Source organism: Bartonella sp. TT119HLJHH (assembly GCF_042193385.1).
Lineage (GTDB): Bacteria > Pseudomonadota > Alphaproteobacteria > Rhizobiales > Rhizobiaceae > Bartonella.
In genome coordinates this window covers 126,823-151,875 of the sequence record NZ_JBHILS010000002.1, presented here as the reverse complement: position 1 = coordinate 151,875, position 25,053 = coordinate 126,823, and the positions used below count along the sequence as shown (strand labels likewise).

At 37.3% G+C, this 25,053-nt stretch carries 17 protein-coding genes; 2 read left to right on the top strand and 15 right to left on the bottom strand.

Annotated elements, in window-relative coordinates:
• Positions 1-729: 729 nt before the first annotated feature.
• The 4 genes from ACFIJL_RS01845 to ACFIJL_RS01830 all read right to left on the bottom strand — a co-directional run bounded on the left by ACFIJL_RS01845 (position 730) and on the right by ACFIJL_RS01830 (position 6,562).
• Positions 730-1,932, bottom strand: a complete 1,203-nt coding sequence (locus tag ACFIJL_RS01845; protein ID WP_375622239.1) for a pyridoxal phosphate-dependent aminotransferase — start codon at positions 1,930-1,932, stop codon at positions 730-732.
• Positions 1,933-2,253: 321 nt separating this feature from the next.
• Positions 2,254-2,463: a cold-shock protein gene (locus tag ACFIJL_RS01840; protein WP_012754908.1), complete on the bottom strand. Its 210-nt coding sequence runs from the start codon at positions 2,461-2,463 to the stop codon at positions 2,254-2,256.
• A gap of 245 nt (positions 2,464-2,708) precedes the next feature.
• Positions 2,709-6,194: a carbamoyl-phosphate synthase large subunit gene (carB, locus tag ACFIJL_RS01835; RefSeq protein WP_375622238.1), complete on the bottom strand. Its 3,486-nt coding sequence runs from the start codon at positions 6,192-6,194 to the stop codon at positions 2,709-2,711.
• 239 nt (positions 6,195-6,433) lie between these two features.
• Positions 6,434-6,562, bottom strand: coding sequence for a hypothetical protein (locus ACFIJL_RS01830; RefSeq protein WP_375622338.1), 129 nt, complete (start codon positions 6,560-6,562; stop codon positions 6,434-6,436).
• Between the two features lie 442 nt (positions 6,563-7,004).
• Between ACFIJL_RS01830 and ACFIJL_RS01825 the strand changes: the two genes are divergently transcribed.
• Positions 7,005-7,529 carry a methylated-DNA--[protein]-cysteine S-methyltransferase gene (locus ACFIJL_RS01825; RefSeq protein ID WP_375622237.1) on the top strand — a complete coding sequence of 175 codons (525 nt, stop codon included), beginning with the start codon at positions 7,005-7,007 and terminating at the stop codon, positions 7,527-7,529.
• Here the strand turns inward: ACFIJL_RS01825 and ACFIJL_RS01820 are convergent.
• From ACFIJL_RS01820 to thiC, 9 genes are all read right to left on the bottom strand, one after another.
• Positions 7,526-9,847: an ATP-binding protein gene (locus tag ACFIJL_RS01820; protein ID WP_375622236.1), complete on the bottom strand. Its 2,322-nt coding sequence runs from the start codon at positions 9,845-9,847 to the stop codon at positions 7,526-7,528. The genes ACFIJL_RS01825 and ACFIJL_RS01820 overlap by 4 nt on opposite strands.
• Positions 9,848-10,132: 285 nt before the next feature.
• Positions 10,133-12,760 (bottom strand): aminopeptidase N, encoded by a 2,628-nt coding sequence (gene pepN / locus ACFIJL_RS01815; protein ID WP_375622235.1) that lies wholly within the window; start codon positions 12,758-12,760, stop codon positions 10,133-10,135.
• A gap of 73 nt (positions 12,761-12,833) precedes the next feature.
• On the bottom strand, positions 12,834-13,673 hold the full coding sequence (locus ACFIJL_RS01810) for a uracil-DNA glycosylase family protein (RefSeq protein WP_375622234.1): 840 nt from the start codon (positions 13,671-13,673) through the stop codon (positions 12,834-12,836).
• A gap of 458 nt (positions 13,674-14,131) precedes the next feature.
• Positions 14,132-14,890, bottom strand: coding sequence for a hydroxymethylpyrimidine/phosphomethylpyrimidine kinase (locus ACFIJL_RS01805; protein WP_375622233.1), 759 nt, complete (start codon positions 14,888-14,890; stop codon positions 14,132-14,134).
• Complete coding sequence (locus ACFIJL_RS01800; protein WP_375622232.1) at positions 14,881-15,486, bottom strand: thiamine phosphate synthase; 606 nt, start codon at positions 15,484-15,486, stop codon at positions 14,881-14,883. The genes ACFIJL_RS01805 and ACFIJL_RS01800 overlap by 10 nt, the downstream gene beginning before the upstream one ends.
• Positions 15,483-16,256: a thiazole synthase gene (locus ACFIJL_RS01795; protein WP_375622231.1), complete on the bottom strand. Its 774-nt coding sequence runs from the start codon at positions 16,254-16,256 to the stop codon at positions 15,483-15,485. Before ACFIJL_RS01795 ends, ACFIJL_RS01800 begins: the two co-directional genes overlap by 4 nt.
• Before the next feature lie 4 nt (positions 16,257-16,260).
• On the bottom strand, positions 16,261-16,458 hold the full coding sequence (thiS, locus tag ACFIJL_RS01790) for a sulfur carrier protein ThiS (protein WP_273791115.1): 198 nt from the start codon (positions 16,456-16,458) through the stop codon (positions 16,261-16,263).
• Between the two features lie 3 nt (positions 16,459-16,461).
• Positions 16,462-17,412: an FAD-dependent oxidoreductase gene (locus ACFIJL_RS01785; RefSeq protein WP_375622230.1), complete on the bottom strand. Its 951-nt coding sequence runs from the start codon at positions 17,410-17,412 to the stop codon at positions 16,462-16,464.
• Positions 17,409-19,244, bottom strand: coding sequence for a phosphomethylpyrimidine synthase ThiC (thiC, locus tag ACFIJL_RS01780; RefSeq protein WP_375622229.1), 1,836 nt, complete (start codon positions 19,242-19,244; stop codon positions 17,409-17,411). The genes ACFIJL_RS01785 and thiC overlap by 4 nt, the downstream gene beginning before the upstream one ends.
• Before the next feature lie 1,840 nt (positions 19,245-21,084).
• Here thiC and ACFIJL_RS01775 point away from each other — a divergent pair.
• Entirely contained in the window at positions 21,085-22,059 is a 975-nt protein-coding gene (locus ACFIJL_RS01775; RefSeq protein ID WP_375622228.1) for a tail fiber protein, read from the top strand.
• 1,095 nt (positions 22,060-23,154) lie between these two features.
• Here the strand turns inward: ACFIJL_RS01775 and ACFIJL_RS01770 are convergent.
• Both ACFIJL_RS01770 and ACFIJL_RS01765 read right to left on the bottom strand, forming a co-directional pair.
• Positions 23,155-23,955 (bottom strand): heme ABC transporter ATP-binding protein, encoded by an 801-nt coding sequence (locus ACFIJL_RS01770; RefSeq protein ID WP_375622227.1) that lies wholly within the window; start codon positions 23,953-23,955, stop codon positions 23,155-23,157.
• Positions 23,952-25,049 (bottom strand): FecCD family ABC transporter permease, encoded by a 1,098-nt coding sequence (locus tag ACFIJL_RS01765; RefSeq protein WP_375622226.1) that lies wholly within the window; start codon positions 25,047-25,049, stop codon positions 23,952-23,954. The genes ACFIJL_RS01770 and ACFIJL_RS01765 overlap by 4 nt, the downstream gene beginning before the upstream one ends.
• Positions 25,050-25,053: the final 4 nt, after the last annotated feature.

Sequence of the window (25,053 nt, the reverse complement as noted above, 5' to 3'; positions counted from 1 at the left end):
TTCCCTTACGAAGATCTATCAGATTGATTTTATCTCTGAGGATTTTCCAAATTTGCCGGACATATGTCCGGCTTTTTTTTTAATTTTTGAAAGAGTCCCTAGAAATTGCAATATATGGGAAGTTGATAAGGAAAAAATTTCAAAACTTGTGGATCTCCAACAATTTTTTAAGAATACTAAAGTTCAATGAGGAATTTGAGAGAGATTTATTCTGTTGTACCATAAAAGTCTGTCTTTTAGGGGTGTGATATAAAATATTTAAAACCTTATACATGAAGTGCTTTTTATTAGAGTGTGAGGTGAATATTTAAGGCAGGTCTTGTTCATAAAGCCTATGAAATAAATCAAGTAGTTATTAGAGAGAACTTAAAGGAAACTGGATTGTTTACACAACGACGGGAGGTGGCTTCTTCTTTATTTTAGGACGAAGAATAAGCCAAGAAATAGAAAAGATTTTATTGTAAGGGCCGTTGATTATAAGGGCAATTGTGTTTAAAAGTGCTCAGTCTTTTTAGAGTTATAAATTGAATGGAGAAAGTAGAATAGGATTTTCATCATCTTATGATAATAGACCGATTCATTTATTTGATAGCTAGATTTTTTTGATCTTTATCTATAGCCTCTATTTTGTTGAATCGATAGATTTAGACCATGATACAGTTTCTGATATTTTTTCAGATATACTGACATTTAGCAAAAAAACAATCATAAGAGATGATATTACAAATCTTAAATTAAACTGTTGCAAAAGCGCTGGATACGTAAACAAGCTTCTTCAAGTAATTTTTCTGATGTTGCATAGGAAATACGAAAAGTTGGTCCAAGTCCAAAAGCAGATCCTTGGACGACAGCAACAGCCTCTGTTTCTAGAAGCGCTATGGCAAAGTCTTCATCATTCGTAATAGATTGGCCGTTAGGTGTTTTCTTGCCAATAAGTTCTGCGCAAGAAGGATAAACATAGAAAGCACCTTCGGGCGTTGGACAGTGAATGCCAGGAGTTTGGTTTAGCATGGAAACAACGAGATCACGGCGTGCTTGAAAAATACTTTTATTTTTAGTGATAAAGTCTTGTGGTCCGTTGAGTGCTTCAACCGCAGCCCATTGTGAAATAACACTTGTGCCAGATGTTTGCTGACCTTGAATGGTATCCATGGCTTTAATGAGTTCTTGTGGTCCGCCTGCATAACCGATTCTCCATCCCGTCATCGCATAGGCTTTAGAAACACCATTCATTGTGAGTGTACGCTCATAAAGCGCTGGTTCTACTTGAGCTGGAGTAACAAAGGTAAAACCCTCATATGTGAGATGTTCATATATATCATCGGAAAGGATATAAACATGAGGATATTTTACTAAAACATCTGTGAGTTTTTTCAATTCATTATATGTATAAGCGGCACCTGATGGATTTGAAGGAGAGTTAAAGATGAACCATTTGGTTTTTGGGGTAATGGCAGCTTCTAGCTCTTGTGGTTGGAGTTTATAAGAAAATTCGGCTTTTGTTTCTAAAAAGACAGGCGTACCATCGTTGAGTGCGACCATTTCTGGATAACTAACCCAATAAGGGGATGGAATGATGACCTCATCTCCTTTATTCAAAGTTGCCATGAATGCATTAAAGAGAATTTGTTTTCCACCAGTACCAACAATAATTTGTTCTGGTTGGTAAAGAAGGTTATTTTCTCTTTTAAACTTTGCAGAAATTGCTTGGCGCAATTCTGGAATTCCAGATATGGGAGGGTATTTTGTTTCTCCCCTCCGAATAGCTTCAATAGCCGCGTTTTTGATGTTGTCTGGGGTATCAAAGTCTGGCTCTCCAGCACTTAAAGCAATAACATTGCGTCCTAATGCTTTTAAATGGCGAGCTTTTTGAGAAGCAGCAATTGTTGCAGAAGGTTTGATACGAGACAGTTTGTCGGCAATAAAAGCCATAATTTTAAATCCTTATATTATATCAACAAATGGTTATTGCTTTAAGGATATTCTATAAGAGATTATATTGTATGCAATAAAAAACTTCCAAAATACTCTTACACGGGCTTTATATTCTTCTTTTTTGAGATTTTTACAAGGTAATTTCTTCGTAGGTTTTATGAAAGTTTTTGAGGAAGTATAAGAGAGGTTTGATAAATTGTGCAAAGGAGATAAGCAGTCTTTTATTTTCACAAGGTAAAATAATGCTTTATACAAAATAAAAAAATCTTCGTCGTTACAGACGAAGATTTCTAAATAAAATATTGCAGAATTTAAACTTTAAAGAGCTGCAAGGTTACCAGCGGCAAATTTTCCTGAACGACGATCTTGAAGAACATCATAAGAGATTTTTTGCCCTTCATTAAGACTGTTTAGACCTGAACGCTCGACGGCAGAAATGTGTACAAATACATCTGCACTACCATCACTAGGCTGAATGAATCCGAAACCTTTTGTTGTATTAAACCACTTAACTGTTCCTGTAGACATAGGAAACTCCTTAGAATATATAATTATATTGAGCATTGAAGCTTTCATTTCTTCAATACGGTTGTAGATCGAAATTAGGTGGGAGAAGTTTCGTTGAAAGTGCAGATTGCACAGGAAAGAAAGTCACGTAACCGAAAATTCGATGAAACCTCTATAAAAGTTTTTAGAAGAAAAAGCAAGTCTTAATCAATTTTTATATAAAGAAAAATAAGAAAACAGTGTACATTTTGCTAAGTAGAAAAAATTCAACTAAAATAACTTTGTAGTGAACGTACCTCAAGGGGCCTTTTTTTGAGTGCTTTGATCGCTTCTACGACGGCTTCGGCTCCAGCTATTGTTGTATAATAGGGAACATTTTGCATGAGTGCTGCATAACGTAATGATTTTGAGTCTGAGATGGCACTGGCCGTGCTAGTTGTATTAAAAATTAATTGAATTTGGCGATTACGAATAGCGTCTTCAATATGGGGGTGTCCCTCTAGAACTTTGTTAATTTTTTTTGCTTCAACGTGGTGTTCGGTAAGAAATTTTTGTGTTCCACTTGTGGCGACAACAGAAAAGCCAAGCTCAGTTAAACGTTTTACAGGATTTAAGATGCGTTTTTTATCTTCATCCCTTACAGAAACGAACAAAGTTCCCTCTTTAGGGAGTTTTACACCAGCTCCAAGCTGGGCTTTAGCAAAAGCAAGCGAAAACTCATAGTCAAGACCCATAACTTCACCGGTTGAGCGCATTTCTGGACCAAGAAGTGTATCAACACCTGAAAAACGAGCAAAAGGAAACACTGCTTCCTTGACAGCAATATGTTGCTTTTCCTGCAAAGAAGGTAATCCACCATAAGCTTGAAGAGCATCATGAAGCGTTTCTCCTGCCATAATACGTGCAGCCATTTTAGCAATGGGGCGACCAATCGTTTTTGCAACAAATGGGACAGTACGTGAAGCACGGGGATTGACTTCTAAGACATAAATTGTGTCATCTTTTATAGCATATTGTACATTCATTAAGCCACGAACATGAAGTGCTTGTGCTAATGCTTTGGTTTGGCGCTCTAATTCAGTAACTATTTTATTTGAGAGCGTATGGACTGGTAGAGAACATGCTGAATCACCAGAGTGGATACCAGCTTCTTCAATATGTTCCATAATACCAACGATTAGTGTTTCTTTGCCATCACATAGACAATCGACGTCTACTTCAATTGCTTCTGTTAAATAGGTATCAAAGAGAAGCGGATTTTTACCAAGCAATATATTGATTTGTCCTGTTGTGTCGTTAGGATAACGGACTTTGATATCTTCTGAAATTAATTCAGGGACACTCTCAAGTAAATAATTTTGTAAGCTACGTTCATCACGAATAATTTGCATAGCACGTCCTCCTAAAACATAAGAGGGACGTACAACCAAGGGGAAGCCTAGTTCGTGGGCAATGAGGCGTGCTTGTTCAATGGAGTGGGCAATACCATTTTGAGGTTGTGTTAAATTAAGTTTAAATAACAGTTTTTGAAAGCGATCTCTATCTTCTGCTAAGTCGATAGCGTCAGGTGAAGTACCTAGGATGGGGATGTTGTGTTTTTCTAGAGCGCTTGCCAATTTCAAGGGTGTTTGTCCGCCAAATTGGACGATGACTCCAACCAAATCTCCTTTTTCCTGTTCTGCTTCTAAAATAGCGATAACGTCTTCTGTTGTTAAAGATTCAAAGTAAAGGCGATCAGAGGTATCATAGTCGGTTGAAACTGTTTCAGGATTACAGTTAATCATAATCGCTTCAAATCCTGCATCACGCAGTGCAAAAGCAGCGTGGCAGCAACAGTAATCAAATTCAATACCTTGCCCAATGCGGTTTGGTCCACCGCCTAAAATAGCAATTTTTTTGCGTTCAGAAACGTGTGCTTCCGAGTGCTCTACACCTGCAAAGGGAACTTCATATGTTGAATACATATAGGCTGTAGGAGAAGAAAATTCAGCGGCACAAGTATCAATCCGTTTGAAGACGTGTTTAACATTCAGTGATTTACGTAAAGCTGCGATATAATCGGGTTCTTTCCCTGTAAGGGAGGCTAATCGCGCATCTGAAAAGCCCATAGCTTTTAACATACGTAAATTATCTGCATCTTGGGGTAATCCATGAATGCGGATACGCTGCTCCATTTCAATGATGGAGGCTATTTGTTCTAAAAACCACGGATCAATTTTGCTAATTTGGTGAATCTCATTTAAGGGTAAGCCTGTGCGCATGGCTTGAGCAATATAGCGTAGACGATCAGGGCTTGGTATGGCAATGGCTGAGCGTATAGAACTTTTTTCATCACCTTCAGCATGCTCTGGAATCACAATTTCATCAAGACCCGTAAGCCCTGTTTCAAGTCCACGGAGTGCTTTTTGTAACGATTCTTGAAAAGTGCGTCCAATTGCCATGACTTCTCCTACAGATTTCATCGCAGTTGTGAGGACAGGTGATGAACCGGGAAATTTTTCGAACGCAAAACGAGGAATTTTTGTCACAATATAGTCAATAGAAGGTTCAAATGATGCTGGTGTTGCACCACCCGTGATATCATTTGTTAATTCATCAAGTGTATAACCAACAGCCAGTTTAGCCGCTACTTTGGCAATGGGAAACCCCGTTGCTTTTGAGGCAAGCGCTGAAGAGCGAGAAACACGCGGATTCATTTCAATAACAATGAGGCGCCCATTTTCAGGATTGACAGCAAACTGTACATTGGATCCGCCCGTTTCAACACCAATTTCACGCAAAACAGCAATCGAAGCATTACGCATACATTGATATTCTTTATCGGTTAAGGTGAGAGCAGGTGCTACAGTGATCGAATCACCGGTATGAATCCCCATTGGATCAATGTTTTCAATAGAACAAACGATGATACAATTGTCGTTTTTATCACGAACAACTTCCATCTCATATTCTTTCCACCCTAAAACACTTTCTTCAATTAATACTTCTGTTGTTGGTGAAGCTTCAAGCCCACGTTCAATAATTTCATAGAATTCAGAGCGGTTATAAGCAATTCCACCACCAGTTCCACCAAGGGTAAATGAAGGACGAATAATAGCTGGAAGCCCAACAACATCAAGAGCTTGAACTGCTTTTGCTGTTGCATGGGCGATATAATGTTGTTTGCGATCAGCTTCGGTATGTCGCCAGTTGCGCTCAAGTTCTTCGAGTGCTTTGTCAAGCGCAGCACCAGAAAGCTTTGCTTTAAGTTCAGCACGTGTTTTTGCGTGTTGTTGGCGATTTTCTTCTTTCAGTTCTGTTGCATTGGCTAACATAGAGCGTGGCGTTTCCAAACCGATTTTTGCCATCGCTTGGCGGAATAAAGCACGATCTTCAGCTTTATCAATAGCATCAGCATTAGCTCCTATCATTTCAACATGATAGCGGTCTAAAATACCCATACGCTTTAATGATAAAGCAGTATTGAGGGCTGTTTGTCCTCCCATAGTGGGCAAAAGGGCATCGGGACGCTCGTGGGCAATAATTTTGGCAACGATTTCAGGAGTAATGGGTTCTATATAAGTTGCATCAGCTAGATCTGGATCTGTCATAATCGTGGCAGGATTAGAATTTACCAAAATAATTCGGTAACCTTCTTCTTTTAATGCTTTACAGGCTTGAGTGCCTGAATAATCAAATTCACATGCCTGACCAATGATAATAGGTCCTGCTCCGATGATAAGAATAGATTTTATATCTGTGCGTTTGGGCATGACTTTTTCCTATGACAAATATCTATGTGCGATTGTTGCGGGCAAAATATTTCAGTTCTGAGGCTACAATCATTTTATAAGTTAAGTGACAAAGAAAGTAAGCATTAAAATACCTTTTCCATGCTTTTTTTCATAAAATTGAAGATAAATTTCTTTTTTGAGTTGAGTCATCTCGTCAGTCTATCAAAAGTATGACCTTTGATAAAAAATAATAACAGTGCTCCAACAAATTAGAATATTCAAGCATACTGTGGAGCATAAAAAGCCGGAACATCTTTCCAATCCATTGCCGGTATATTTTGTGTTTTATGACATTTTTTGCTTAAGAGAGCACGCGCTTTTTCTGTTGCTTGTAAAACATAAGCCATTATTTATGGTTCGATGGGATTTCGTAAAATGAAGTGGGAAGCTTATCGTGTTGTTCCGTAAAATACTGCCGTTTAGAGTTGTGATATAAGGTATGAAACTTTACCACATTAAGGTGTTTTTGTTAGAGTATATGATAGAATTCAGAGCAGGATTTGTCTGTAGAGAGCTTATGAAATAAACCATATCAAATAGGTTCAGTTGGAATCTGTTATATAAAAAGCAAGATTGTTGATAGATCAGCTCTGGTCGAAGTTTCCGTTTTAGGGTAGGAAGAAAGTCAATCTATGTATCTTTCCATTTCATAAAAAAGTGAGAGTGTTTAATACAATGGCTAAGGATATAATTTCAGAATGATTTTGTTTGTTTTTAAAAGATAGTGAATACTCTCCCTTTACTTTATGGATGATGTTCAAAACTTTTTAAAATATAAAGAAGACTAAAATGCTGAATATTTCCCAAACGAGAGTATTCTGTCTGAAAGATGTATCAATAGGAAAGCTTTTGGTGGCTAGGTCTCAAAAAGGGATTTGTCATAGTGCGTTAGGAGACACTGTAGAGCAATTATTACAGGAGTTTACGATACGCTTTGGTGATGCACAACAAGTTGTAGGTGACAATACATTTAAGAGAGAAGTTGCCCATATTATAGCCATGATAGAAACACCTAAGCTGGTAAAAAAATATAATTTTCCCTTAGATATAAATGGTACAGTTTTTCAACGACAAGTATGGGCAGTATTATGTGATATACCATGTGGTGAAACAATTTCATATGAGATCTTAGCATGCCGTATTGGTATGCCGAAAGCTTTTCGTGCCGTTGCTCATGCCTGTGCACGTAACGAATTGGCTATTATCATTCCGTGTCATCGTGTTGTGCGTAAAAATGGTTTTATTTCAGGGTATCGTTGGGGGGACAAACGGAAACAGATTTTACTACAACGGGAACAAAATGGAAAAATTTAACTTTGTGTGATGGGCATTATAATCGTTACAGTTGTTCCTTTCATTTCTTTTGAAGTAATTTCAAGTTTTCCTTTGTGGAGTTCTAGCAAGGAGCGTGAAATGGCTAAGCCAAGACCTGAGCCCGTATGAGATTTAGTAAGCTGATTTTCAACTTGTTCAAAAGGTTGCCCAAGTTTTTTAATTGCTGATTGGGGAATACCAACACCTGTATCTGTAATTTTAAAAATAAGATTATTTTTTTTCTTGAAAGCGCAGACATCAATATTTCCACCAGAAGGCGTAAATTTAACGGCATTAGAGATGAGATTAAGGAAAATCTGTTTCATTGCACGACCATCAACTTCAGCATGAAGTTCTGGGGTAATGTTTGTTGTAACAACAATATTTTTTTCTTGAGCTTGAGGCGTTAGTGTTCGTACTGCTTCACTAATGATGGGCTCAAGATCGGTATTTTTACAATCAAGCGTAAATCTTCCTGCTTCGATTTTTGACATATCAAGGATGTCATTGATAAGGGTTAGAAGATGGGTTCCTGAATTGTAAATATCATGCATATATTCCTTATAGCGTTGTGAACCAAGAGGACCAAAAGTCGATTGCAACATGATGTCTGAAAAACCAAGAATAGCATTCAGAGGCGTGCGCAATTCATGAGACATATTGGCTAAAAATTCTGATTTAGCCTTATTAGCACTTTCGGCGCGTTCTTTTTCTGCTTTCAAACTTTTATTAAGTTTTTCAACTTCTGTTGCGCGTTGTTGAGCACTCCCTCGCGCGCGCTTGAGTTCTTGAATGAAAGAAAAAAGACGCCTTTCACTGTCTTCAAATTTTTCCTGTTGTTGTTTAAGCTCAGAAATGTCAGTACCAATACAAACCAATCCTCCATCTTGGGTTCGTCTTTCGTTAATTTTGAGCCAACAACCATCTGCCGTTTGGCGAATACTGGTTAAGTTACCAGTACCATCATCTTTAAGGGGATATTCACTGAGTGCAGGGCGTGCCATGGCTTCGACTGTTGCACGTTGGATACCTGATTGGAGAATTTGTTTAGGAATAGCGGCATATTCGCAAAATTTGCTGTTGGACATGACTAAACGTCCTTCAGCATCCCACAAGACGAAAGATTCTGAAATGTTTTCAATCGCATCACGGATACGAAGGTCGGCTTGCGCTGTTTGTTCAGCCAATTGTTGCTGTTCACTAATATCGAAGGAAATACCAACCAAATGGGGTTCTTCTTCTTCAGTAACTTCGGCACGAATGCGCATCCATACATAATGACCATCAGCATGACGCATAGGAACGTTAATATCGATATGCTTTTTTTTACCGCTCATTAATTCTTGAGCAAGATCAAAAAAATTCGCATCATTTGGATTGATAATGGCGCTAATTTGGGAAATTGAGAGCAGTGCATCTTGAGGGACATAGCCGAGCATTTCGTACATTGCTCGTGACCAGTAGACGCGTCCACTTGCCATATTCCAATCCCATAGTCCACAGCGTCCACGCATCATTGCCATATCAATACGGTTTTGAATTTTTTCTGAAACAAGATCTGTTTTGCGTGCTCGTACAATTTGGTTGTAATAAGCATAAAGAAGAGCAAGGATAACGCCACTAGTTCCAATGAACATGGTTATATTTAACGAGAGAGCTTTCCGCCATTCCATGTAAATATGTTGCATTTTTTCACTGATGAATACCCCATATTGTCCATTTTCTGTTTGCTGAAAGGAAGCGAGAGCAGGAATATCTTTTCCTATTGTAATTTTCATGATTCCAGCATGTTTTCCTAGAGCTTGTAAAGCAATGCTTTCAGAGGTAAAATCCTGTAAGGGTTTTCCTAAGACAATCTCGGAACTTGATGAAGCTAGGACATTGCCTTTTTGATCGACAATAGCAATAACAGCGCTGGTTTTTATAAGACCTTTGTTACGAAAATTAGTTAGGATATTTTGTAAATCATTATGAGAAAGAGCAGCAGTTTTTCCTTGTCGAGTGGCGGCAAGTAAGTCACGGTCAATCGTATTGGTAATATGAGAAGCTAAGAGAGTGATGGTAGAATGCGTGTTTTTATCAATTGTGTTGCGCCAATCATAGATTGATAGGAAACGGATCGCTGCTAGCGTAACAAGAAATGCAAGAATTACAAATGGGAGTGAACGTCGCAGCCAAGGTTCAATAAAAAGAAGTTTTTGATAGGCAGGACCAGAAAACAGATTGGTACGCTCTGTCCGCTCCTTGCGACTTTGAGCGCTTGATTTTGAATCAGCATACACCTCCCTTGGCGCATTATATGCGTCCAATTTAGCCATCTCGCGTTCCTTTAATTTTGGAATAATGTGATTTAAAAACTGCTTCGATATTCATAGTAACCCCATCGAGTGCAATGAATCAAAACAGGAGTCTTCTGTCCAGTCTTTTTTTTAAAAAAATAATTTTACTTTTATGATTTTGGAATATGAAAAGAAAAAAGCACTTTAAACGTGACCTATAAACAGGCTTAGATTGCCTGTTTATAGATTTAATGATGATCGAATAGTTTATAGAATTTATTTTAAAAAATATTATAGCATATTGATTTAAAATAATTTTTTGTTTCAAGTAAGCAGACGATTAATGATATCAGCAACATCGCTTGATAATTTTGGCGCAGCAGCAATCATTTTTAATCCAGTTTCAAGTTTTTGTTGTCGAATAGGTTCTAATTGTCGCCAAGAGCGCATCATTGTTAATAATCGTGAAGCAAGCTGTGGATTTTTTTTGTCAATTTCCAAAATGACTTGGCAAAGAAAATGATAAGATGCTCCATCCATCCTGTTAAAGCCCGTGAGATTGTTAGAGGCAAAAACACCGATTAGAGAACGTACACGATTAGGATTATCTTGTGAAAACAGCGGATGTTGCATGAGCTTTTGAACATTCTCGAGTGTTGATGTGCCAGCAACCATTGCTTGAATAGAAAACCATTTATCCATGACCAAAGGGTCATGCTGATAACGGTTTTCAAAATCATTTAAGGCATTTTGTGCCTGCGCACTTTCATTAAAACGCTTCACGAGAACAGCGATACTCGCCATACGGTCAGTCATATTATCAGCTGTTGCATATTGTATAGCAGCACGATTTGGATTGGCTTCAGCAATGGAAAGATAATCCAGTATGATATTCTTTAATGCTCGCTTTCCAGCTTGTGCAGTGTTTGGTGAATAGGGCTCTTGGGTTTGCATTTGTTCATAGAATTTTGTTAAGAGCTCTTGATGGGTTTGTGCAAGTGAAACTAAAAACTGATTGCGGACACAATGAATACGATCTGGGTCAATATTTTTACCGATTGTATGAGCAAGCTCAACTTCACTAGGTAAATTTAAACAGAAGGCACGAAATTCAGGCTCTAAGGTTTCATCTATTATGATCGTTTCAATCAGCTTTAGCAAAGCAGAAGGGAATGTTGCTTTTTCTTGTGTTTTATCTTGAATGCTTTGAATCAAAGCTTGCGTCATTAAATGATTAAGAGATTGCCAGCGATTGATGTGATTGTCATCATGTTGTGCAAGAAAAATAAGTTCTCTTTCATTGAATGGCGTGTGTAGAATGATTGGTGCTGAAAAGTCTCGCAGCAGTGATAAAACGGGTTTTTCACGCAGTCCCTTTAATGTAAAGGTTTGGCTTTCCTTGGATAAAAGCATAACATCTGATTGAATATCTGTATCTGCTTCATAGGTGAGGTTTTCTCCGTTAGGTCCTAACAAGCCAAATACGATAGGGATAAGCATGGGCTTTTTTGTATTTTGTTGTGGGGTTGCGGGAATATGTTGCTTTGCATGAATTGTTAAAACACCATCGCTATAATGACTATCGATTTCTACATTGGGTGTTCCTGCCTGTTCATACCATAGCATGAATTGGGAGAAGTCTTGACCAGACACTTCAGCAAAACAGGTAATAAAATCTTCAATTGTACAAGCTTGTCCATCATGACGTTGAAAATAAAGATCAGTGCCTTTACGAAAAAGAGTAGGACCTAAAATAGTTCGTATCATGCGAACAACTTCAGCACCTTTTTCATAAACAGTTGTGGTGTAAAAATTATTAATTTGGCTATATTGACGAGGACGTACAGGATGCGCAAGAGGTCCTGCATCTTCTGCAAATTGCGTCGCTTTTAATGCTTTTACATTTTCAATTCGCTGTAGGCTGCGTACATTTTGATCTGATGAAAATTCCTGATCACGATAAACAGTGAATCCTTCTTTTAAACAGAGTTGAAACCAATCGCGACAGGTAACACGATTACCGCTCCAATTATGGAAATATTCATGTGCAATGACACGTTCAACATTTCTATAATCCTGATCGGTTGCTGTTTCAGGATCGACAAGAACATATTTATCATTAAAAACGTTAAGGCCTTTGTTTTCCATTGCTCCCATGTTAAAGTCGGACACAGCGACAATATTGAAAATATCAAGATCATATTCGCGTCCGAAACATTGTTCATCCCAACGCATGGAACGTTTAAGAGCATCCATTGCATAGGTTGCGCGTTCGGTTTTTCCTTTTTCTACATAGATACCAAGCTCGATACGTCGTCCAGATACAGTTGTAAAATGGTCTTCTAACTTATCAAGATCTCCACCTACTAAAGCAAAGAGATAAGATGGTTTGGGATAAGGATCTTCCCAAATGGCAAAATGGCGATTATTTTCTAAAGTTCCTGTTTCCACCAGATTACCATTTGAAAGCAAGATTGGTATTGTTTGGGTATCTGCTTCAATTTTCACTCTATAGGTAGAAAGAACATCTGGGCGGTCGTAAAAATAAGTAATACGACGAAAACCTTCCGATTCGCATTGTGAGCAATAAACACCATTTGAAAGGTAAAGCCCCATAAGTTGGCGGTTGCTTTCAGGATTCAGTTCTGTAACCAATTTCAATGTAAAAGGAACCGTTGGTGGCGTTGTAATTTCTAAACGTGAAGGCGTCACTTTATAAGTGTTTGGGGCTAATATCTCATCATTAATAGAAACGGAAATTAAAGTAAGATCATCACCAGAAAGAACAAGAGGTGTTAATTCTTTTGTATCGTGACGGGATTCAATAGACAATATGGCTGTAACATAGGTTTTTGTCGGTGCCAATTGGAAAGAAAGTTGTGTTTTAGGGATAACGTAAGGGGTTGGTTGGTAGTCTTCCAAACGATAAATAGATGTTATTGGCTGTTTCATAGTTTTTTCCCATTTGTATTTTAAGAGTTAAAGAAGGGTGTGTTAATTTTAGAAGCAAGATAGGATTAAAGAATTACAAAAGGCTGTCGAGGCGATTTTTTACTTCTAAGAAGTCTATCCATGTAAGCTTCTTTTGACTAGGGGTTCTAAGAAGGTAAGCTGGGTGGAAAGTTGGCATAACAGGTATTTTTATATTATCCTCGCTTTCATAGATATGCCATTTCCCTCTTGTACGGATAATCCCATTTTGAGATCCAGTAAGAAACTGTGCAGCAACACCTCCCAGTGCTATAAGAACACGAGGACGCGCTAAATAAATGTGCCGTTCAATAAAAGGGCGGCACAAGGCAACTTCTCTTGGTGTTGGTGTACGATTTCCTGGCGGACGCCAAGGAATAGTGTTGGCAATGTAAACATTATTTCTTGTTAAGCCAATTGATGCGAGGATTTTATTAAGCAACATCCCAGCTTTTCCCACAAAAGGAATTCCTTGTATATCCTCGTCTCGTCCTGGTGCTTCGCCTATAAGCATCAGGGGGCTTCCTGCTGTTCCATCTGAAAAACAGGTATTTTTTGCTGTCAATTTTAATGAACAGCCATTAAATGCAAGGAGAGCAGATTTTAATTCATCAAGTGTCTTGGCACTTTTTGCACTCTCTATAGCTGTGGATTCATTTTGTATAGTCCTAGAGTTATGCAGCTGATGATGATCTAATTTTACGGTTGGAGATGTTTTGGCAGATGCTTGTTGATTATGAGAAATGTTCACGACAGATATTAATTTTTTCTCTGAACAAGCAGACTGCTTAAAACGATCAATAGGGAAATCCGTCAGAACGGCATCCGCACCACTTTCTTTATAAAAGTTTAAGAGTTCTTCATAGGAAATTGAGCACGGCGTTTGATTTAACATTTTACTTTTTCTAATGATCTAGCGATTATAGATCAAACAAAATTATCCTTCAAGTTTTATTAAATGTATTCGCTAGCCATTAATGTATAAGAACGCTGATAGGATTCTCTCTTTTCACAAAAAAGGCAAATCGTAAAATGCGAGTGTTCGCGATTATATACATATCTAAATGTACAATTTGTTTAAATTACGCTATTTCAGCTTTTTAAACAGACTAAACTCATTCATAATAAAAGAATTTTTCACTGAATGCAAGTGAGATGATAATATTTTTTATCATTATATTCTATATTTAATACTTAATAAAAGTGAATTTTGTAGTATTTTATTTATAATAATTAAGTATAAATTTTTTATTATTATAATTATTATATTTTTTTAATAACTTTTATTAAAAATATTAAATATATTAATTGAAATATATAAATATTACTTTTATGTGAAAAAATAATAAGACGTTACAAACAGTTTTCACAATGGGTTAAAAGCAATGTGTGGATATATTCTTTTGCTTTTTTTACAGCTGAAATGAGAGGTTCATTTAATGCTAAATGCGCTGCAATAGTGCTTGAGAGAATGCAACCTGTTCCTCGCATTGTTCCTTTTAAACGTGGAGTAGAGATATTTATGACTTCAGTTTTGTCAATGAAGCTATCAATTGCAAGAGGACCCTCCGCATGTCCCCCTTTTACTAAAATAGAGCGAGCTCCCAATGACAAAAGTTTTTTTGCTTGTTGTATTGCTTGCGTATCATGAGATGCCAATGGACTGTGGCTAAGAAGAGCGAGTTCTTCTCTATTCGGTGTTAAAAGATCAACATGAGGAAGCAGTTTATCGATCATAGTGTCGATGATTGTTTCCGTTGTTAGTTTTCCTCCTGATGAAGCGACAAGTACAGGGTCCAAAATAACAGGAACATGGGGATAGTCTTTGAGTACGTTACAGATTGCTGCTATAATTTCTTTTGTCCCCGTCATACCGATTTTTATTGCGCTTATTGGATTTGCTTCTAGGGCAGCACGCATTTGTGCAGCGACGAGGTCTCCACACATTGGAGTGATTTCGACAACGCGATTATCATCTTGTACGTTAACACAAGTAATTGCTAAATTTGCTTTTATTTGAAAATGTGCAGAGGTTTCTATATCACGAACAATACCAGCACCTCCTGTTGGATCAGTGCCCGCAACAATAAGAATAGAAGGTATCAACGCCATGTTTGTGTCACTTTTATCCACTGTTGTACACGCTCTTCAGGTTTTTTATGGAGGATAATATCAGTCACAACAGCAGCACTATTTGCTCCTGCTTTTAAAACACCAACTGCGCGTTCTGGTGTTAAACCACCAATACCCACCAAAGGTAAAGCACCAATCCGCTTTCTCCATTGTTTGATTTTTTCTAGTCCTTGCGGCATCCATTTCATTTTTTTTAAGATTGTCGGATAAATAGGACCAAGTGCAATATACTCAGGATTAGCAGAGAGTGCGATATCCAATTCATGTTCATCATGTGTACTAAGACCAATTTTTATACCACTTTTACGAATTGCGTGAAGATCAGCATTGCTTAGGTCTTCTTGTCCCAGATGAATAAAATTACACTTTTCATCAATTGCTATTTCCCAATGATCATTAATAATTAATTGTGCTCCCAATTTATTGCATATGTTTTTTGCACGCTTAATATGTTGACGGATTATTTGTTGATTTTCATGTTTCATACGCAATTGTACGAGCTTGATGCCAAGAGGAAGCAAACGTTCAATCCAATCAGCGTTATCAACGATGAGGTAAAAAGGATCCAGTTTCATGAAAATACTGCTTTTCCAATGATTGGTGTTGAAGGGACTGCTACATTGCGTGCTTCGATCATGCCAGCTTTATATCCCATACGTCCTGCTTGAACAGCTTTAGAAAATGCTTCAGCCATCAAAACAGGATCAGCTGCTTTAGCAACTGCGGTATTAAGCAGTACTGCATCATAACCCAGTTCCATCGCAATGGCGGCATGTGATGGGCGTCCAATGCCGGCATCAATAACAAGAGTAGCATCAGGAAGGTAAGCACGGATAGAACGCAATCCATCAGTATTATGAGGTCCTTTGGCAGAACCAATAGGAGCACACCAAGGCATAATAACACGGCAACCAATGTCAAAAAGTTTTTCAGCAACAATGAGATCATCCGTTGTATAGGCAAAAATTTTGAAACCTTCATTGTTTAAAATTTGAGCAGCTTCGATTAAGGAAAAAATATTTGGCTGTAAGGTGTCTGAATTACCGATAATTTCGAGTTTAATCCAAGCTGTTTTAAAAAGATCTCTTGCTAATTGGGCTGTGGTTACGGCCTCTTTAACAGTATAACAACCAGCAGTATTAGGAAGCACTGTTACCCCAAGTTCTTGAAGAAATTGCCAAAATTGTCCACTTTGTTTTCCTCCTGCAGTTTCACGGCGCAAGGAAACAGTTACAATTTCCGTATTCGATTTATGAATAGCATCACGAAGGATTGCTGGTGAAGGATATTGCGCTGTACCTAATAGAAGACGGGAAGAGAATTGTCGTCCATAAAGATTCAGCATAATTTTAGCCTCCTTGCATTGGGCTTAGAATTTCAATTTTATCTCCTTCATGCAAGACAAATTGGCTTCGCGCATCTATGGGAACAACTTCAGCGTTAACAGCAGTTGCAAGCCAATTTCCTTCATACCCCAATTCTTCAAGCAAGAGACCGAGAGTCATAACTTCTGTTTGGACTGTTTCACCATTAACAAATATTTGCATGCTTTATTCCAATGCCAATTTCATTGCTCGTTTTGCCATTTCTGGAGACAACAGAAAACCATGTCTATAAAATCCATTAATAGAAATAAAGTTACCATCTTTATGCACAGAAGGGAAGTTATTAGGATAACATGGACGAACACCAACGCCAGATTCAATAATTTCTGCTTCAGCAAAAGCAGGATGTAAAGTATAAGCCGCGTTGAGCAGTTCCATCATTGATCTTACAGAGATTGCACCATCAAAGTCACTTTCAATCATCGTTGCACCAATCATAAAAATATTATCTTGTCGAGGTACAATGTAGAGAGGAAACCGTGGGTGAAGAAGACGAATTGGACGCGAAATTTTAATATCGGTGCAGCGCACGAGAAGCATTTCACCGCGTACGCCCCGTATATTTTTATCTTTTCCTAAACGTGCTATTCCTGTCGCATCAATAATAATATCAAAATTTTTTTCAGCCTTCTCTACATCAACAAAACAGGCTCCATTGTTGAGAAGCTTTTCTTTTAAAGCCATAAGTGCTTTGCGAGGGTCAATATGGGCTTCATTTTCATAAAAGAGCGCACAGTTAAAACGTTCAGCAAGATCTGGTTCAAGATGAGCTATTTCTGTATTATCTACGGTTTTGTGATTATGCGTACGCACAGAAAATCGTTCAAGCTCTCCTCTATCTCGTGTAGGTGCAACCACTAAAGTGCCTTTTTGTATGACAAGGTTGGGGAGCGTTTTACGCCACCATTGTATAGCTTGTACACCAAGATCTTCAACAATTTGTTCTGCACTTTCCCTTTCACAGTAAGGTGCAAGCATTCCTCCTGCATACCAACTAGCACTTCCTATAGGTGAATGAGGGGGGGCCGATACAGTAACAGAAGCACCTTTTTGCTGTAACATAAAGGCAGCTGTTAAGCCGCCTACACCTGCACCTTTGATAAGAATGTTCTTCAACTATTTACTTTCTTTTTTTGAGGAGGAACAATTTCCATATAAAGGTCGCCATTTTTCTGATATTTTTCGGCCATGGCGATCATACCTTCCCCTTTTGTTTTTCTTATTGCAGCTGCCTCACGAATATCATGGGAAATACGCATAGAACAGAATTTTGGTCCACACATGGAACAAAAATGCACCAATTTATGGGCTTCTTTAGGCATTGTCTCATCATGAAAGGCACAGGCTGTTTCTGGATCAAGAGAAAGGTTAAATTGATCGTGCCATCTAAAATCAAATCGTGCACGCGAAAGAGCATTATCGCGCAATTGTGCTCTAGGCAAACCTTTAGCAAGGTCAGCGGCATGAGCAGCAATTTTATAAGTGATCACACCAGTTTTTACATCATTCCTATCGGGGAGTCCTAGGTGTTCTTTAGGTGTTACATAACACAACATAGCAGTTCCAAACCATCCAATCATAGCGGCACCAATTGCTGATGTAATATGGTCATAACCAGGAGCAATGTCCGTTGTAAGAGGTCCCAAAGTATAAAAAGGCGCCTCATGACAAAGATCTAATTGTTGCTCCATATTTTCTTTAATTTTGTGCATTGGGACATGTCCTGGTCCTTCAATCATAACCTGTACATCCTTTTTCCAAGCAATTTTTGTCAATTCTCCCAAGGTTTTAAGCTCTGCAAATTGGGCCTCATCATTGGCATCGGCAATAGAGCCAGGGCGTAACCCATCTCCTAATGAAAGAGAGATATCATATGTTTTTGCAATATCACAAATTTCATCAAAATGTTCATAGAGAAAGCTTTCTTTGTGATGATGGAGACACCATTTTGCCATAATAGAACCGCCTCGTGAAACAATACCTGTTACACGATCAATGGTCATAGGAATAAATGGTAATCTTAATCCTGCATGAATGGTAAAATAATCAACACCTTGCTCTGCTTGCTCAATAAGGGTGTCACGGAAAATATCCCATGTTAAGTTTTCGGCAATACCCTGTACTTTTTCGAGTGCTTGATAAAGAGGGACTGTTCCGATGGGCACAGGAGAATTTCGAATAATCCATTCACGAATATTGTGAATATTTCGACCTGTAGAAAGATCCATAACTGTATCTGCTCCCCAGCGAATGGCCCAAACCATTTTATCAACTTCTTCTTCCATAGATGACGTTACTGCTGAATTGCCAATATTGGCATTAATTTTAACACGGAAATTACGCCCAATAATCATGGGTTCGCACTCTGGATGATTAATGTTTTGTGGAATAATGGCGCGTCCACAAGCAATTTCATTGCGAACAAATTCGGCAGTATAAATTTCTGGTATTGATCCAGAAAATGTTTCATTTGATGGTACATTCTGCCGTTCTTTTACTGCTAATCCTTCATTTTCTCGTATAGCCACATATTCCATTTCCGCTGTAATAATGCCTGCGCGCGCATAAGCCATTTGTGTAATTGCTTTGCCATGTTTTGCTCGTAAAATGGGACGTTTTTGTTTAAAGGCTGGTGTAAGGTTTTTATCAGAAGCCAATCCATTATCTTCAGGTTTCACTGATCGTGCAGGATAAGTTTCAGTATCATCCCGCTTAGAGAGCCAAGGTAAGCTAATTGCTGGCAAGCCTTTTGTAATATCAATGATCATGTCTTTATCTGTATAGGGGCCAGAAGTATCGTAGACGTTTAAAGGTTTTTCACCACTGCCATCAGTCAGTGAAATTTCACGCAATGGTACGCGCACATCAGAAAAGAGAAGGCTCTGTTGATAAATTTTGCGTGAAGAGGGAAAGGGGCTACAACTGATTGATGGAGTATTTTTCTGCACAAACTTTTTCCTTATAGACACAGAGTTCAAAAATAGGTTGCGATGTTAATGGAGATGTATTCAAATTATCAATCACGAGCATTCGGGCGAATAGGAATAATATTGCTTTGTAGCAAAGAAAATCCAATACAGCTCAAGAAAAGTTACTTTGAAAATTGATACAATATCTATTCTAATATTTGCATGCCTCCTCCCACTTGAAGTATTTTTGTTAATACGAATATGGTTGGCTTAAATATCTATATTGTCAATCATAAAAATATATTTTAAACGATTTTGGTGTGTTTTTTTTAAGTGAAAATAGATATTATGAAGTGATAAACTATGATATTGAAGCTTTTATAAACCAGAATAAAGTTAAAAACGGATTATCAGGGAAAAATTAGATAGTTTATGGCTCTGATTGAGATTTTTTCATATTAAAATAATAACTCAGAATACCATAAGATTCTCTCATCATACATCTTTTCATATAAAATCACTTCCTTGCACGTCATAAGTGGGGGCGTATGGGGCAAAACACTTGAAGAAAGGAAGCCAAATGTCATTTAATGAACATTCTAAGATGTGAGGACTGTCAAAACGTAGGGCCAACAAAATGTATAATGGGTTCCAGCTTGTATCTTCAAAAGCTTAACGCTGATGATCTATAATGGCTTACTATTTTATTATTGACGTGCGCTGTCGTAAAATAAAAGGAGTATATTTTGAGCAATATTTCTTAAAAAAGTGCGTAATATGCACTATCATTATATTTTGTTTGGAGCATTCTATTCTTCATGAGGGGGATGTTCCCATTAAGAATGCGATAAACAAAAGCGTGAAACAATACCTAATCTTTAATAATATTGCCATGAATTAAGAAGAATACCAATAATTGCAAGATGTTGTTTAGAATGATTTATTGTTCTTGCAAAAAAAATATACATATAATAATATATAGAGGGAGATGTGCTAAGTGTGGGAGGGGGAAAGTTGGTTATGGGGCGTTTAAAAAACAAGGATATTGTTCATAAAAATTGGGGGAGGGCCGAGGTTGGGCTTTTTAATTTTTTCCGGGTCGGATACAACCTTCAAGTTTTGTGAAGGTATGTGATATTTGATATTTCAAAGTATTTCATTTCCAGTTCAATGAAAGTGTGGAGCAAATGTCCATAGTGAATATATTCTCTATGATACATTTAGATTGAACAAAAGCTTATTCAAAAAACATTGGTGCTAATCTTGTGACACAATTTCAGGAAGAAATTGAATAAAATAGAACAAAGTATCTGCGTGTGAATAAAAACATAATGAAGCATGCAAAAAATCTGAAGCTAATTTTTAAAGTTTTAATACAAATGATAGCCAAAAGATAGAATTTCTTTGTTTAAAATATATGGTATAAAATATCGACGAGATAGATTTAAACTATTGAAAAAAATAAAAAAAGATAATGTTTAAGTCAGAAATTTTTTATGTGGATGATAAGTTACTATATTCAATAATGGTTATATGAAATCCATAATAAGAAAAATTTTGAATAGTATTTATAAATTTTGCAACAAGATGCAAGATTTGAAAAATAATTATATAATAAGAACAAAGCAACAAAGCAAGATATTAAGTAACATCAGATGAGGTGGTTACATTATACATTAGAAGAGAAAGCATTAATACTAATGTTATGAAAAGCGTCTGGTGAATTTAGGTTATAAAATTGGAAGGAGTGAAGAGAGATAAAATGCGTAAATACGGATGGTGCAGTGGTTATGATGTACCCATCAACAGCGGCAGCACATTTTAGTGCACAGAACGAGAAATTGTTAGAAAAACTATGAAAATAATTGGGGGATTTAAAATGTCTAATATTTACGATTGGTCTCTAAAGGCTGATGAAAATGCTTATTCAGATAGTATCATTAATTGGGCAGAAGGTCAGCCGCCTAGTTCTGTTAATGATAGTGCACGGGCGATGATGCAGCGCGTGCGCGAATATCTTGCAGATAATGGTGGATCTATTAATTCAAGCTTTACAGTAAATGTGGATGATAAAACAACATTAATTACTTTAAAGACAGTTTCGCCTATAAAGAAATACAACAATGATATCGTCATACGTTTTAAAGCTTGTGGTGTAAATATTGGCGCGACAACCATAACTGTTAATAATATAGGAGAAAAGCTTATCTATAAAGCCACTGATGTGGGGGTTATACCATTAGAAGGTGGAGAATTTCAAACAGATGGCATTTATGAAATGGTATACAATAATGGTGTTTTAATAAAAGAGCATGAGGGTTGGTATTTATTAAATCCTACACCACCAAAGATAGAAAGTTTTCCCTCTGGATTCATTGCAACATTTGCTATGCAAAATGTGCCAAATGGTTGGCTTTTATGTGATGGTAAGGCCTATAAGCGTGAAGATTATCCGCTGTTATTCAATGCAATAGGTGATAAATGGGGAAAAGACAGCAATAAAACTTTTAAAGTTCCTGATTTTAGAGGCATGTTTTTACGCGGCTTTGATAATGGTCGGGGTTTAGATGGTGGTAGAAAGTTTGCAGATGAACAACAAGATAGCATAAAATCACATACGCATATTGGGAGTATTGAAAACGCAGGCGAGCATGCGCATAATTTTGAGTATCAAGGGGTAGGATGGCCCGTTGGTGATATTGGGAGACTCCCGAATCATTATACTTATAATGCGACCCTGAAAGGGAGAACAGATTCTGCTGGTGCACATACACACAAGGTAACTCTTTCCCATACGGGTGAGGCAGAAACGCGCCCTGTTAATACAACCGTTGTCTATGCTATAAAATCATGAGTATGGTCGGGTCATAGAATAATCCATACACCTTGATAATTTTGTTAACGCGGAGCAATTCCGCGTTATTTTCTATACATATGAAAAGGAAATCTATATTGTTAATAGAATACTTGAGAGCGTCAAAAAACAAATTTAAAATGATTGAAAGAAAGAGTTAAGGATATAATTTATTTTATAATTATATGATAACATAGGGAAAATGTGTAAAAATCATTTAAACTGTGCCGTGAAGAGATCTGGAGATATATTTTTTCATAAGGTGTTTTGATAAGGGGTAAGGTGATAAAATTATTCAACCTGAGGCATAAAAAAGTACAATATTTTTAGCGTTTTTTGTACAAAAACAGCATCCCCCGTATGAGTTAATTCACTTTATAAAGATATCTTTCACCTTGTTGTCGATTTCATTTCTTTGCATTGCCATGGTGGAGGCTTTATCTATAAATGATAGTACTCCTTTGAGTGGAATCATCATTATGCCTGTGAAGCAGAAGACAAACGCTATTTCTATATTCTCTCTTCCTCCCTATATTCCGCATTGTTTTTGCATTGTGATATGCCAATAAACAATTTTTTAATAGAGAGAGAAAAGTAAAAAATATCAGTATAAATCAATATTTATTTATAAAAAAAAGCTAAAGTATATGTATTATAAAGAAAACATTACCTTTAAAGCTACAAATAAATCTTTTATGGAGGGGAGAAAGGTACTTGATTTCTATATGGTCCTTAGAAGATATAAATAATACACTCCGTTATTATAACAAAGGCATTTATACGCATTTCTTGAATCATTTTTATAAAGATAAAAGTGATAGAAAGAGTGGGAAAACGCATGTTTATGTTGTATAAATTTGTATGATCTAACAGTTTGATAGCAAATAAAATTTCACATGTTTTTAGTTACGTAAAATCTTAAAAGATTTTAAACTGGTATTTTTTCCCAAAATATCTTTAGGGTGCTTGGTCTTCTTTTTTAATGATAGATGACAAAAAGGAGTTCATATAAAAATAAAAAAGATTCTTGAATATTTGCATGTTTTATTTTGCTATGGACTTTAGTTTTTAGATTGAAGCCGATAGCTTAGAGATCTAATTCTCATAGGAGGATGCCGTTTGAGGGAGTATAAAAGGGATATCTTCTTTAGGTAATTCAGAAACGTTTAAAGAACAATGATAAACATCGCGGAGATTTTGTGTTGTCAAAACATTAGTTGCATTTCCTTCGCAATAAATCTCACCTTCCTTGAGCAAGATCATGTTATCTGCATAATGTGCCGCGAGATTGAGGTCATGAAGAACAGCAAGAACGCCGCCACCAGAATGGGCAAATTGTTTAGCAATATCCATAACGATGATTTGATGTTGAATATCGAGGCTAGCAATAGGTTCATCTAATATCATCCAGCGAGGAATCCCATTATGAACAGGTTTCCAGACTTGGCAAAGTACACGGGCAAGTTGCACTCTAGCTTGTTCTCCGCCTGATAATTGGTGATAATACATGTTGCCATAATCAGAAAGGTCAACGCACTCTAAAGCTTTCTGGATAAGATTTTGCAATTCGGCTTTGGCAATGCTAAATTGGTTTACAGAAAGGCCAAGCTCTACAACTTCATGGACTAAGAATGGAAATACGAGCGTTGTTGATTGTGGTAGTACAGCGCGCATTTTTGCCATTTCATGAGTTTTTGTTTGGCATACATTATAACCATTTAAGGTTATTTTTCCACTGTAAGGAATTTCACCACTCAAAGCTTTGATAAAAGTACTTTTTCCTGATCCATTAGGACCAATAATAATGGTAAAAGCACCACTTTTAGCTTGAAGATTAATGTGTTTAAGAATCTGCTTTTTTCCGCGCTGAACACAAATATTTGTTGCTTCAATCATGAAAAGTCTGTTCCTCGTTTGCATATAAGGATCCATAGAAAGAAAGGTGCACCAAAAAGTGCTGTTACAATCCCAATCGGCAATTCTGCGGGGGCAACAATTAAGCGCGCAAACATATCAGCAAAAATAAGTAATGCTGCTCCCAAGAGAGCAGAGCAAGGAATGAGATAGCGATGATCAGGACCAATGAGCTGACGTAAAATATGAGGAACAATGATACCAATAAAACCAATACCACCACTAACAGCAACAGCACTACCACACATAAGAGCAACAAGGGGAATAGCAATATTTTTGACGCGTTGAATATGGAAACCAATATGGCCAGCAACAGCTTCTCCAAGAGCAAGGGCATTAAGTGCTCGTGATAAAAAGGGAGAGAAAAGAAGACCAATAACGATAAAAGGGAGAACGAGCCATACTTTCAACCACGTAGCGCCTGCAAGAGAGCCCAGACTCCAAAAAGTGATATCACGCAGTTGTTGGTCATTTGCGACAAAAATCAATGTTCCGACAACTGCACTGCTTAATGCACCAAGAGCAATACCCGCAAGCAACATGGTTGCAATAGAGGTAAAGCTATTATGGGTTGCTATTATATAGAGAATAATCGTTGATAAAAGTCCACCAAAAAAAGCACCTATGATAACTTTATAAGGCTCTAGAAAAGGTGCAAATGAAACAGGAAAAGCAATACCGACAACAATTGCTAAGACTGCTCCAAGTCCAGCACCTGCTGACACACCTACAATTCCGGGATCAGCAAGAGGATTACGAAAAAGCCCTTGCATAAGAACACCGGAGACAGCTAAAGCTGCTCCAATCAATAATCCCAAGATAACACGGGGAAGCCTTATGTCGATGAGCACGAGGTAATCACGAGTTTTACTACTTACCGAAAAATCTTGTGTAAGCATCATATGGAGGAGATCAACGAAAGAAACCTTTGCTGCACCATTCAAGAGCCCACCAAAAATACTGAAAATAAGGAATATTATTAAGCCTAATAATAAAATCTTCCCCTGCTTTGAACGGTTTATTTTTTTACCTTCTTTTTCTTTAGGTAAATGCATCCTAGATGTACCGTTTACCATTTTT

Excerpts from the sequence above, each read along its gene's own strand:
- ACFIJL_RS01845 (WP_375622239.1), bottom strand. The coding sequence starts at position 1,932 with ATGGCTTTTATTGCCGACAAACTGTCTCGTATCAAACCTTCTGCAACA.
- ACFIJL_RS01840 (WP_012754908.1), bottom strand. The coding sequence starts at position 2,463 with ATGTCTACAGGAACAGTTAAGTGGTTTAATACAACAAAAGGTTTCGGA.
- carB (WP_375622238.1), bottom strand. The coding sequence starts at position 6,194 with ATGCCCAAACGCACAGATATAAAATCTATTCTTATCATCGGAGCAGGA.
- ACFIJL_RS01830 (WP_375622338.1), bottom strand. The coding sequence starts at position 6,562 with ATGGCTTATGTTTTACAAGCAACAGAAAAAGCGCGTGCTCTCTTAAGC.
- ACFIJL_RS01825 (WP_375622237.1), top strand. The coding sequence starts at position 7,005 with ATGCTGAATATTTCCCAAACGAGAGTATTCTGTCTGAAAGATGTATCA.
- ACFIJL_RS01820 (WP_375622236.1), bottom strand. The coding sequence starts at position 9,847 with ATGGCTAAATTGGACGCATATAATGCGCCAAGGGAGGTGTATGCTGAT.
- pepN (WP_375622235.1), bottom strand. The coding sequence starts at position 12,760 with ATGAAACAGCCAATAACATCTATTTATCGTTTGGAAGACTACCAACCA.
- ACFIJL_RS01810 (WP_375622234.1), bottom strand. The coding sequence starts at position 13,673 with ATGTTAAATCAAACGCCGTGCTCAATTTCCTATGAAGAACTCTTAAAC.
- ACFIJL_RS01805 (WP_375622233.1), bottom strand. The coding sequence starts at position 14,890 with ATGGCGTTGATACCTTCTATTCTTATTGTTGCGGGCACTGATCCAACA.
- ACFIJL_RS01800 (WP_375622232.1), bottom strand. The coding sequence starts at position 15,486 with ATGAAACTGGATCCTTTTTACCTCATCGTTGATAACGCTGATTGGATT.
- ACFIJL_RS01795 (WP_375622231.1), bottom strand. The coding sequence starts at position 16,256 with ATGCTGAATCTTTATGGACGACAATTCTCTTCCCGTCTTCTATTAGGT.
- thiS (WP_273791115.1), bottom strand. The coding sequence starts at position 16,458 with ATGCAAATATTTGTTAATGGTGAAACAGTCCAAACAGAAGTTATGACT.
- ACFIJL_RS01775 (WP_375622228.1), top strand. The coding sequence starts at position 21,085 with ATGTCTAATATTTACGATTGGTCTCTAAAGGCTGATGAAAATGCTTAT.
- ACFIJL_RS01770 (WP_375622227.1), bottom strand. The coding sequence starts at position 23,955 with ATGATTGAAGCAACAAATATTTGTGTTCAGCGCGGAAAAAAGCAGATT.
- ACFIJL_RS01765 (WP_375622226.1), bottom strand. The coding sequence starts at position 25,049 with ATGGTAAACGGTACATCTAGGATGCATTTACCTAAAGAAAAAGAAGGT.